We start from the raw sequence: 12,191 nt of genomic DNA, 5'->3' as shown, positions 1-12,191 counted from the left end.
TAAGCAAATAAAAATAAAGCAAAACAAATGGAGGGTCCAACACATGGCAATTCAAAAACTGTGGAAAAAAGGTCTAATTGGTGCATTAGCTATTTCCATGTTGGCAGCTTGTTCTGACAGTTCATCTAGTGCAAATGAGGTAAACAAGGATTTATCGCTTGAGGACATTACAGAAAAAGCAAAGGAAGAGGGCACTGTTAATTCTGTCGGTATGCCAGATACATGGGCGAACTGGGTAGAAACCTGGGAGGAACTCGGGACCGAATATAGCATCAAACACAAGGATACGGACATGTCGAGTGCAGAGGAGTTAGCGAAGTTTGAAGCAGAGAAGGATGATGCTACGGCAGATATTGGAGATGTCGGGATTGCTTTTGGACCAATCGCTAAGGACAAGGGCTTAACATTACCATACAAAACGTCTTATTGGGATGAAATACCTGATTGGGCTAAAGATGATGAAGGACATTGGATTGTTGGCTATACAGGAACCATTTCTTTTTTGACAGATAAAAATAATGTGAAGAATGCTCCAACATCATGGGAAGACCTGAAAAATGGAGATTACACAGTAAGTATTGGGGATGCATTAACAGCTAACCAAGCACAGTTTGCCATCTTAGCAGCGGCTATGGCATTTGGTGGAGATGAGTCCAACATCCAGCCAGGTATAGATTTCTTTGCTGAATTAGCGAAGCAAGGACGTCTACAGGGAGATCCATCAGTAGCAAACCTAGAAAAAGGTGAAATAGATGTTGCGATCTTATGGGACTTTAATGCATTAGGTTATCGTCATCAAATTGATGAGGACCGCTTTGATGTAGTGATACCTAGGGAGGGATCTGTCACTTCTGGTTATGCAACGGTAATTAATAAATATGCCAAAAACCCACATGCTGCCATGCTAGCACGTGAATATATTTTATCTGATGCAGGTCAAGAAAATTTAGCAAAAGGCTATGCGCGTCCAATTCGGGACGGAGTGAAATTACCACAGGATGTAAAAGATTTACTATTACCTGCTGATATGTATACGAATGCACAACCTGTTAAAGACCAAAAGAAATGGGAAGATACAACAAAGCAAATCCCTCAACTCTATCAAGAGCAGGTGTTAATCCATGCAAAATAACAAAGTGGTTCTCATTGTTATCGATGCCTTGCGCTTTGACACAGCCTGCACACATATGGGGTTCTTGCACCATTTAGTCGAGCGTCAGGTAGCTGCTCGCTATAAGGTTTGCTCAGAGGTGCCTTCTTTATCAAGACCATTGTATGAGACGATTTTAACAGGTACACCCCCTATTGTACATGGCGTTACCAGCAATATGACAGTGCGTTTATCGAAAGGGCAAAGTATCTTTCATATCGCAAAGGAGCATGGTTTAACTACAGCAGCCTCCGCCTATTATTGGGTGAGTGAGCTTTATAATAGAGCGCCATTTAATCATATGGAGGACAGGCTACAACTCGATACACATTTACCAATTGACAATGGTATGTTCTATTTTGAGGATCATTATCCAGATAGTCATGTATTTGCCGATGCAGCATGGTTAATGGCTCAAAAGCAGCCTGATTTCCTGTATATTCATCCAATGAATGTTGATGATGATGGTCACAAATTTACGGCAGATTCTGCTCAATATCGCAATCGAGTTTTAGCGATGGATGCTTTACTATCCTTGTTTATTCCAAAGTGTATGGCGCTGGGCTATGAGGTTATCGTTACGGCTGATCATGGCATGACAAGAGATGGTAATCATGGCGGTACCACACATGAGGATCGTCATGTCCCGCTATTTGTCATTTCAGATGCTGTAAAGGCTGGCATAAAAGAAGGCATTATTTCTCAATTACAAGTTGCACCACTGTGCTGTCATTTATTAAATATCAAGCCTGCTGAAGATATGGTACCACTCCTGTTAGAAGGTGTGTTTACAGCAAAAGAGGTTTAAATAATAGTAGTCGCTCTTATTATAAGGAGCGGCTATTATCCCCATGAGCCGCAAGTCATTTATAGAAAGAAGTGAGTGTGTTGATATCGAAGCGGCAATCCATTGCTTGGCTTTCGCCTTTTCTTGTATTACTATTACTGTTTTTCTTAGTACCGCTCCTATATATGCTCATTACAAGCTTTCAAAATAGTGAGGGCTTTACTCTGAAGCAGTATGAATCAATTTTTACGAACGACTACATTCTTCAAGGTTTTAAAAATAGTATTACTTTATCTGTTATCTCAGCTATGATTGCGTTACTTATCACCTTGTTTGCAGTTTATGCCATGATGCAGTTTTCAGAGCCAGTACGGGAGAAGATTTTAATACTTACGAACTTAACCTCCAATTTTTCAGGTATTCCGCTAGCATTTGCTTTTATCGTTTTACTTGGCAATAGTGGCTTATTTACATTGTTATTTGACAAATGGGATATTGAGGCGTTGACATCCTTTTCATTATACAGTTGGAGCGGTTTGTTACTTATTTACATTTACTTTCAGCTGCCATTATCACTAATGCTGCTATATCCCATTTATGATGGAATTCAGCAACAGTGGAAGGAGGCGGCAGCTCTTCTTGGTGCATCTAGCTGGCAGTTTTGGATGAAAATTGGTCTCCCTGTTATGCTCCCAGGAATTGTGGGAACCTTTAGTGTATTGTTCGCCAATGCTATGGGTGCGTATGCTTCTGCTTATGCATTAACAAGTAGTAATTATAATTTAGTGGCGATTCGTATCGGCTCCTTAATAAAAGGTGATATTTTTGCTCAGCCAGAGCTAGCCAGTGCCATTGCAGTTATATTAGCAGTGACAATGGTGACGGCCATGCTGATCAGTGAGTGGAGCATCTCTAAAACAAGGAGGAAAGTAAAATGAAAAAGCGTGGTTTGGCTGATTTCTTTTTCCTTCTGCTCGTGGGATATTTACTATTACCTGTGTTAGCAACAATGCTCTATGCGTTTGCAACAAAATGGAATAAAACGATATTGCCAGAAGGACTCACACTAAAATGGCTTTCCACATTGTTTCAGGATACCGATTTTATTCAGGCATTTGGTCGTTCAGTATTTTTAGCAGGGGGGGCAGTTAGCATAGCACTCCTTGTCATTGTGCCAGCCATTTTCGTCATCGTCCTATACTTTCCAAGATATGAAAAATGGATACAGATGGCAGTGGTGATGGTGTATTCTTTTCCAGGAATCATTTTAGCTGTAGGGCTTATACGCGTTTATAGCCAAATAGGTATACCGATGATATTTGTTGTTTTAGGTGCCTATGTTGTGGGAATTCTTCCTTATATCTATCAAGGTACACGAAATAGTTTAAGAAATATAGATGCGAGGCAGCTACTTGATGCCGCTCAATTACTAGGCGCATCCAAAAGGCAGGCATTCACAAAAATTTTACTGCCTACCGTTTATCCAGGCTTATTTGCAGGGGCATTGTTATCCTTCTCTGTCTTATTTGGTGAGTTTGTCTTAATTAATCTTGTTGTAGGTTCTCGCTTTGAAACCGTTCAAATTTATTTAATGAAAAAGCTTAGCACAAGTGGACATATTGCTAGTGCTGTTGTTTTCATCTATCTCGTGCTAATGGGTCTTTTAACATTCGTCATTGCTATCGTAACGAAACGATCGAAAGGTGCTACAAATCTATGAGTTATCTTGTTATTGAAGGGCTGCATAAAAAATATGGACAAGTATCTGTCTTAACCAATATTCATATGGAAATTCAAAAAGGAGAATTTATCACACTATTAGGTCCTAGTGGCTGTGGAAAGAGTACGATTTTGCGTATTGTTGCAGGCTTAACAGATGCATCGGCAGGTAAGATTTTGATTGAAGGAAAAAATATGAGTGGCGTACAACCGAAGGATCGTCAAGTGGGTATGGTCTTTCAATCCTATGCACTTTTTCCTAATATGACTGTGCTCGAAAATGTTGCTTTTGGTTTGCGTATGCAAAAAGTTAATAAGGCAAATATAGAGCAGCGTGTTCATGAAATGCTAGCGCTTGTTCATCTAAGTGAGAAAGCTAATGCGTACCCGAAAGAATTATCGGGAGGTCAACAGCAGCGTGTTGCTCTAGCCCGTGCATTAATTGTCCGACCTAAAGTACTGTTATTAGATGAGCCGCTTAGTGCGCTCGATGCTCAAATTCGCAAAAAACTTCAAGTAGATTTACGAGCAATTCAGCGAAAATTAAATATGACAATGATTCTAGTTACACATGATCAGGAAGAGGCAATGGCTGTTTCGGATAGAATATTTGTCATGAATAATGGCAGCATTGCCCAAAATGGTACGCCAACGGAAATCTATACGAAACCAAATAATGAATTTATTGCTAATTTTATCGGTCATTATAATGTTTTTCCACGCCAAACTTTAGAAAAAATGCTTGGAGCATCTTTAATAGAGCAAGCCACGAAATTTGCTATACGACCTGAGGCGTTACATCTCGATCAACGAGATGGGGACTTATGTCTCTTTGGGGTTGCCAAACAATCATTAATGAGCGGCAATATTATTCGTACTACGTTTGAAGGAGAAATGGCGTTTACAATGGAACAACTGCATCAACAAGGGTATTCGATTGAAATGGGAAAATCCTATAAGTGTTATGTCGCACAAGAAGATGTGATTGCGCTATCATGACTTACGCTAAACTGGAAAGATTTGAATTTATTTTAAAACAATTAGATTCTGAAGGGAAAATTATTGTTGCCAATATTGCCGATGCCCTTCAGGTAGCACCAGAAACAATTCGCCGAGACTTTGATGAATTAGAACAACAGCATTTATTATCAAGAGTTCATGGCGGGGCTATTAAATATACGAATGTACGTAATGAACCGGTATTTTTACGCAAGCTACAAATGCACAAGGACGCAAAGAGACAAATTGCTCGTATTGCTGCAAAACGCATTTGCGACGGCGATACTATTGCAGTAGATACAGGTACTACAACAGTACATATAGCCGATTTTTTACTAGCTGTGGAAGATATAACGGTTGTAACGAATTCAATTGCGGCAGCTATTCAATTTAATTTAGCCATAGAAGAACGACGCATGACAGGCAAGGTCATATTACTAGGAGGTACGGCGAATCCAAAACAATCTTCTGTTGCAGGTGCTATGACGTTAGAAATGCTAGATAATATGAATTTTGATAAGGCCTTTTTATCGTGTGGTGGCATGAGTGAGGGCATTGTTTATGATTACGATTTGGATGAATCTCTTATTTCAAAGAAAATGCTCAAGCATAGCAAAGTGAGTTATTTATTAGCCGATGCATCTAAAATTAATGGCAAATCATTTTTTCAAATCTGTCATCTTGATGAATGTACAGAAATTCTTTGCGAAAGCACTTGTCCATTAGAATGGCAGGCGTATGAGGAAAAATGGACGATATGTAATGGAGGGAAGAGTGGATGACAATTGATTATCATGTACATTTAGAAGAGGGACCTTATTCATTTCGCTGGCTAGAGCGTACATCGCAGGCACTGGAGTTTTTTCATTCGAATGATGAAACGGAAAAAGGCTCCAAACAACAAATAACTTGTCATTTACAGCGGCTAGCAAGGCGTGTGAAAAATGGCTGTTATAGTGAGGAATGGTTGGATTTATATCTCGAACAGGCAAAGCAGCTTGGCTTACGTGAGGTGGGGATTGTCGATCACTTATATCGTTTTCAAGAAACGCGTGCCTATTTTGAGCGATTTATGAGGCTGGATGAAAGTAAAATTGGACAAATTCAGCGCTATTGGCTGGATCGTGTGATGACAGAAAATATGGATGCTTTTGTGACGACCATTCAGCAGGCAAAGGAAAAATGGCGTCAACATGGCATTACACTGAGACTTGGTATAGAGGCAGATTATTTTGTTGGTGGTGAGGAGGAATTAACTGCTTTGCTAGCAGGTTATCCTTGGGATTATGTAATTGGTTCTGTTCATTTTGTTGATGGGTGGGGCTTTGATAATCCACAAACAAAGTATCTTTTTGAGCAAATGGATCAACCCTCTTTACAACAAAATTATGAGCGTTTTTTTAAAGTAGTAGAGAAAATGATTCTTTCCAATATATTTGATTTTGTTGCCCATTTAGATAATTTTAAAGTATTTAATTATCAGGTGGAGGATCGTGCGTTTCTTGAAGTTTGGTATAAACGTATTGCAAAGGCACTAACGTCTACTGAAACCGCCACTGAAATCAATGCCGGGCTGTATTATCGTTACCCTGTACAGGAAATGTGCCCGGGTCCTCGTTTTTTACAAACCTTACTTGAGCATGGAGTTGCTTTTACTGTATCCTCTGATGCACATTTCCCAGATGATTTAGGTAAATATACATTTGCCAATACAGAGCTGCTAAAGGGTTATGGCGTTCAAGCTATTGCCTCCTTTGAACAGAGAGTGAAAAAAATGATGACGTTATAGGTTGAGTAAAGGGCACTAAAGCTTCAATGTAGTGCCTTTTATTCGTATTACATAAGTACAATTTTACTCGCATACAAATGATTAAATTCATTTTTATAATGTGAGGCGATTCAGATTGACATCTATTAAAGAACAACCCTTTTTACCTATTATTATACAATCGGGTCAGCATGCATACGGGGTAGCACGCTCATTTTATGCAGCCTACCGCATGAAAAGTCTTGTCATTGAGCCAGTAAAAAAAGGGAGGACGATGCGCTCACTCCTTTTGAAAGGCTCACAGGGAATTGCCACGCAGAATAGCGGTATTCTGGATTTTCAATACGTTGAACATTTAGATGATCCTACCCGTTTTGTACAAGCGCTAGTGGGATTGGCCATGCAGTGCCAACAAAAGAAATTGATTTTATTAGTTTGTGACTGCTACTATGCAGAGCTTATCATTGAAAATAAAGAGCAGCTTGAAAAGTACTTTATTTTACCTTACATTGATCAGGCTTTACTAAATAGGGTGCAAACAAAGGAGAAGTTCTACAGGCTTTGTGATAAATATCAGTTAAAATACCCCAAAACCATCATTATAACAAAGGAACATCATTCAAATAGAGAAATTCCAATCCAGTATCCCATTATTATTAAACCCTCCAATACCGTGGCCTATACGAACTGTTCCTTTCCTGAAAAGAAAAAAATATATCTAGTGCACGATGCAGATGAGATGCAGCACATCATTGGCTGTATTTATCGTTCTAGCTATCAAGACACCTTAATCGTTCAAGAATTTATTCCAGGCGACGATTCCTATATCCGTGTTCTAGATGTATATGTAGGAAGAGATCGAAAAGTAAAATTAATGTGTCTTAGCAACAAGCTACTCGAAGATCCATCTCCACAAAACAAAGGTATTTCTTTAGCTGTTATGACCGATTATGATGAACAGCTAATGGAATCCATTCGGCATTTTTTAGAGGACATCGGCTATACGGGCTTTGCTAATTTTGATATGAAATATGATGCAAGGGACGGGAAATACAAGCTATTTGAAATGAATTTGCGAGCAGGGGCTTCAAGCTACTATGTGACCGCAAGCGGGTATAATTTAATGCAATATGTGGTGGATGATTATTTATACCAGGTTAATCATGAACGAACATATGTCCAGACGAAGCATGTATGGTCACTACTTCCTTCAAAAACACTATTTAAATACATGAAGAATGGAAAATTAAAAATAGAAGCAAAGCAATTAATGAAAGAAGGGCAATACACGGATGCATTACTATATAAAGAAGATATGAATATCAAGCGTTGGATAAAGCTGAAATTGTATCATTCATATTTACAGATAAAATACAGCAAGTATTTTAACAAAAGCAATGGTTAGCATATGTGAAATGAAGGATAGGGCTTTAAGATTCGTATTTATTATTTCATTTTGTTAAGTGATTTAGATATTGAAAAGCGTTATGAGACATTAAATTTAGGTATAGAAAATGCTTTAATAAGAATGAATCAAAGAAAGGATTATCTTTTAGATGAAATTGTTTTAGAAAGCTTCGAATAGCTGATAAATAAAAATTGGTACCTTCAAATATAGTAAAAAAATATTGTAGTACTTTATTGGAAATAACGGATGAATTGCGCAAAAATAAAATTGAAAATGATGGGTATTTCAATTTGTTAAAAATAATTAGTGAATATAATATTGATTATGCTTATAAAATCTTTTAATAGCGAGTTCACATGTGTATGACAATAGGGTTAGGAAAGACTCTTTTGAGAGCGCTGTGGATAATATCGAACAATTAAAAGCTATAGAGTATTTTCATAAATTGTATAAATCAGAAATCAAATTATTTAAAGTTTATCTAATGAATTTAAAGATATAAAGATTGATTTGTTGACTTTAGAAGAAAAACTAAACCAACAGTAGGAAAAGATTTAACCAATAATCTTATTAATATTGAAATGATATCAACGAAAACATCTCAAAGATTTTTCGATAACTAAGGTAAAGCTCCCTTTATTTTTAATGCAAATAATACTAAAGTACTTATTGAAAAATTACTAGTTCTTGATGGAGACTTAATTCGCTTAATTGATTATCTAAGAGAAAGTAGCTATTCAGATTACAGATATAACAATTATGTATCTGATACAATACATTATATAGTTGCTGCGGCTTTTAAAAAAAGTCACTTAGATATCAAATAAAAATAGTGGGGCACTAAGGTTATTTTGAATTACTTCAAATATATTCGCTTTTAGAAGGAAGTGGAGATAGAGAGAAATGTGAGAATTATTTAGTTTCCTATAAAATTAGTAGAATTATTGGTCTTTTAAAGAAATAATTTTTAAAAATGAAATGATAGAATCTTATCTTTACAGACTGTGCTTTTTCTTTTGGTTATTTATTGCAATAACGGTTTCGGAATATTCAAACATATTTTGATGAGAATATTTAAATTTTACCGATTTATATTTGCCGAATCGACAAATCATACTTATAGCTCAATCTCTTATCACCTCTTAAAAAGGTATATTTGTTATTTTAAGTTATTCTTTAATCCCCACTATTATCATATCAATTTATGTTTAAATGACAAAATATATAAGTGAAAATGAGTGTGTATTTTATGGTAATTTTATGACATTGTAAATATAGTGTAGTATAAGAAAAGGCGTGTGCGCACGTGACCTAGAATAGCATAAAAAAGAACACTCATTTGTTTTTAACTCTAAAACAAATGAGTGTTTTTTCAGCTTTCATCGTTCTGAATAGTAGTCTGATTCAGAGGTTCTGCTCATTCCCACTTCAAAAAAATAACAATGTTATTTAATGAAATAGTGCAGAATACAATAGCACTAAAAAACTAAGTAGAGTGAAACTAAATAGAATTATTAGAGGTAATTTCTCTTTACGTTCTTTGATTCGATTCATTCTAAGAAATAGTACAATACAAAGGGTGAGTGAAATACCAAAAAGAATAATAGGAACTATAGATAACACAACTATCCCCCTTTTTTAATAATTAACATTGAGAACCTATCCAGAAAGGATCTGGATTTACTGTACCTGTCCATTTAATCCATAATCCACAGTCCTTAACGCTTGATAAGTTTAAGGCAGTTGCCCCAATATCAATTAATCCTATTGCAATAATAGTAGCTAATCCAAGAGGAGGAGCAATAAAGGCAGCGATAGCAGCTCCAAGTGTAGCTATTCCTGCTCCAATTTGAATATAAGTTATTATCTTGGAAGCTTGACAACTATCAAAGTAAGTATAGAATCCAACTGAAGTCTTTTCATACTTACTTTTACCGTTACATGCAGCTAACGGCTGGACAGAATTCATTAATTCAAAGTCTTTTGTAGTAGACTCAATTAAGTCTTCAGATACATTTTCTTTTCTAGCTGACTCTTCATCAAAATAAAAACCATTTTCATCATATGTTACAAATGGCTGTATAGCCAATGTATCGTTTATTATTTGATTATGTTCATTTACTTTTGATATTGCAAGCTTGATATCAGAATCTGTTGCACCTTGTTTTTTTGCTAAATTAGTATCTATAGCAATATAGTCTCCATCGAAACCTATTGTTTTATCAAATTCTTTATCTAATTCTAATACACTTGTAAGAATAGTCGATAAATTATCTATTGTTTCATTTTCTATTTGTGCTGCGGTTGCGGGAAACTGCGTTGTTATTGAAAACATAAAAATTATTGCAACGATTCCTGTAATAATTTTTTTCATTTTTTATCCCATCCTTTTAATAATATGATTCTCAACACTGTGTGACAACCAATATCTAGTAAACTATATTATTTCCATTTAGTAACCTCCTTCTAGTAGATTATTTATATAATAATATAATAATTTACAAAAATAAACAAATATTAACAATTTTGATGATGATTATCCAATTGTGGAATTATTAATAGGGTTTTAACCAAAGATAAAATTATATAGCTTTTCATAATCTTTATTTAACGTAGTGCTTTATTTAAATATTCGATTTATGAAATATTAAATCTGTACATTTTAAATTTAAATAATTTATTAAATCTGTGCAAATATTGCATAAGTAAATAGTTCTATATAAGGAAGAAAGAGAACGTTTGAGGAACATATTCAAATTGTCAACTACTGTTTAAAGAGCCAGAAAAATTATCAATTAGCAGCACAAGCCTATGATGTTTCGTATCAACAGGTATACCATTGGGTGAAGAAATTTGAAGCGACTGATGAAGAGGGATTACGTGATCATCGCGGTCGAACAAAAAATGAAGTTGAATTAACAGCCGAAGAAAAACTTAAGGTTAGAAATCAAACGAATCGAGCGTGAAAATGAGTGCTTACGTGCTGAAAATCTATTTTTAAAAAAGTTAGAGGTAAATCGAAAGGAGGCGTCGCTAAGCCAAATTCGCTTACAACAACGCTATTTAGCAATTCAAGAATTACACCAAGAGGAGAAACTTTCGATTCTTTTATTATGTGAAATCGTGGGTGTTTCGCGCGCCGCTTACTATAAGTGGCTAAGTCGTAAGCCATCTAACAGAGAAGTTGAAAATGAAGCCATTTCAAAGGATATTGATCTCCTTTACCACCAAGTAGATGGCATTTACGGCTATTGTCGTATGACATTGACAATCAATCGTCAGCGAATAAAGAATAATCAAGCGACGGTTAACGAGAAGCGTATTTATCGTTTAATGCAGGTGAGTGGATTGAAGTCCGTTATTAGGCGAAAGAGAAAGCCTTATCGTAAATCTCCAGCGCATCAGTGGCGGAGAACGTATTAATCGGGCATTTACCTCGGAAAAGCCAAATGAAAAATGGTGTACAGATGTCACAGAGTTTAAGTATAGAAACGGGAAAAAACCTTATTTAAGTGCAATTATCGATTTATATGATGGTTCAATTATGAGTTATGTGTTAGGTCATTCGAATAATAATTCCCTTGTTTTCAAAACAATAAAATCAGCTATTCAATCATTACAATCAGGCGAGCAGCCATTAATACATAGTGATCGAGGTTTTCAATATACATCGAAGGGATTTAAACGAATTGTGGAAACAGCCAATATGACACAAAGTATGTCCCGTGTTGGTCGATGTATTGATAACGGACCAATTGAATCATTTTGGGGCACATTGAAGTGTGAGAAGTATTATTTGCATAAGTTCGATTCATATGAAGGGTTAAAACTAGCGATTGATGATTATATTCATTTTTATAATTACTATCGTTATCAGAAACGATTAAACGGCTTGAGTCCTTTAGAATTCAGGGCTCAAGCCGCTTAATACATTTTTTATTATTTCCACTGTCTACTTGACAGGGAGCAGTTCATTACTCTGGTGTCTTTTGTTATTTATTATTGATCAATAATATCTCAATCTTTCAATGTTCGTACATTTTCGTATTCATTAGCTTTAGTTTTATAACTTTGAGGGTGTTGCTTCCAAAATAATATTAGTATAGCCTGTTTTGATTGTAGAACAAATAATCTGAAAACAAATTGTTCGACACAGTTTTACCATCAACAATAACAGTTTGAGCTAAAGCCATTATATATTTTGAACCGCCACCTTCTTTAGCTAAAAGAGGTTTAAATTCTTCACTTGTAACCTTTGATAATAATGCAATCTGTCCAAAGCTGTGCCTCCATTTACAACTAACAATTCATCTTTTGCAGTTGAATGTAAGTCATAAATTGAAGTAATATCATTATCTAC

General features: G+C 35.8%; 9 protein-coding genes and 1 pseudogene. 9 read left to right on the top strand and 1 reads right to left on the bottom strand.

The window, feature by feature from the left end:
- Positions 1-43: 43 nt before the first annotated feature.
- From HXV90_RS09975 to HXV90_RS09940, 8 genes are all read left to right on the top strand, one after another.
- On the top strand, positions 44-1,132 hold the full coding sequence (locus HXV90_RS09975; protein WP_269898905.1) for an ABC transporter substrate-binding protein: 1,089 nt from the start codon (positions 44-46) through the stop codon (positions 1,130-1,132).
- On the top strand, positions 1,122-1,958 hold the full coding sequence (locus HXV90_RS09970) for an alkaline phosphatase family protein (protein WP_066036562.1): 837 nt from the start codon (positions 1,122-1,124) through the stop codon (positions 1,956-1,958). Before HXV90_RS09975 ends, HXV90_RS09970 begins: the two co-directional genes overlap by 11 nt.
- Positions 1,959-2,029: 71 nt before the next feature.
- On the top strand, positions 2,030-2,875 hold the full coding sequence (locus HXV90_RS09965) for an ABC transporter permease (protein WP_196333061.1): 846 nt from the start codon (positions 2,030-2,032) through the stop codon (positions 2,873-2,875).
- Complete coding sequence (locus HXV90_RS09960) at positions 2,872-3,657, top strand: ABC transporter permease (protein WP_048391486.1); 786 nt, start codon at positions 2,872-2,874, stop codon at positions 3,655-3,657. Before HXV90_RS09965 ends, HXV90_RS09960 begins: the two co-directional genes overlap by 4 nt.
- A complete protein-coding gene (locus HXV90_RS09955) occupies positions 3,654-4,655 on the top strand; it encodes an ABC transporter ATP-binding protein (RefSeq protein ID WP_054550557.1) in 1,002 nt (333 codons plus the stop codon). The genes HXV90_RS09960 and HXV90_RS09955 overlap by 4 nt, the downstream gene beginning before the upstream one ends.
- The gene (locus HXV90_RS09950; RefSeq protein WP_048391482.1) at positions 4,652-5,437 is read left to right on the top strand and encodes a DeoR/GlpR family DNA-binding transcription regulator; all 786 of its coding nucleotides are present in this window, start codon (positions 4,652-4,654) and stop codon (positions 5,435-5,437) included. The genes HXV90_RS09955 and HXV90_RS09950 overlap by 4 nt, the downstream gene beginning before the upstream one ends.
- Positions 5,434-6,444 (top strand): histidinol phosphate phosphatase domain-containing protein, encoded by a 1,011-nt coding sequence (locus HXV90_RS09945; protein WP_269898904.1) that lies wholly within the window; start codon positions 5,434-5,436, stop codon positions 6,442-6,444. The genes HXV90_RS09950 and HXV90_RS09945 overlap by 4 nt, the downstream gene beginning before the upstream one ends.
- 115 nt (positions 6,445-6,559) lie before the next feature.
- Positions 6,560-7,828, top strand: coding sequence for a carboxylate--amine ligase (locus tag HXV90_RS09940; protein WP_269898903.1), 1,269 nt, complete (start codon positions 6,560-6,562; stop codon positions 7,826-7,828).
- 1,648 nt (positions 7,829-9,476) lie between these two features.
- On the opposite strand, the gene HXV90_RS09935 is transcribed toward HXV90_RS09940, so the two are convergent.
- Entirely contained in the window at positions 9,477-10,205 is a 729-nt protein-coding gene (locus HXV90_RS09935; RefSeq protein WP_233732487.1) for a hypothetical protein, read from the bottom strand.
- A 349-nt stretch (positions 10,206-10,554) separates the two neighbouring features.
- Here HXV90_RS09935 and HXV90_RS09930 point away from each other — a divergent pair.
- A pseudogene (locus HXV90_RS09930) lies at positions 10,555-11,759 on the top strand (IS3 family transposase); the annotation flags it as partial.
- Between the last annotated feature and the right edge of the window lie 432 nt (positions 11,760-12,191).

It is taken from the genome of Lysinibacillus sp. JK80 (assembly GCF_027557635.1).
Lineage (GTDB): Bacteria > Bacillota > Bacilli > Bacillales_A > Planococcaceae > Lysinibacillus > Lysinibacillus capsici.
This window is presented reverse-complemented; position numbering and strand designations above follow the sequence as displayed.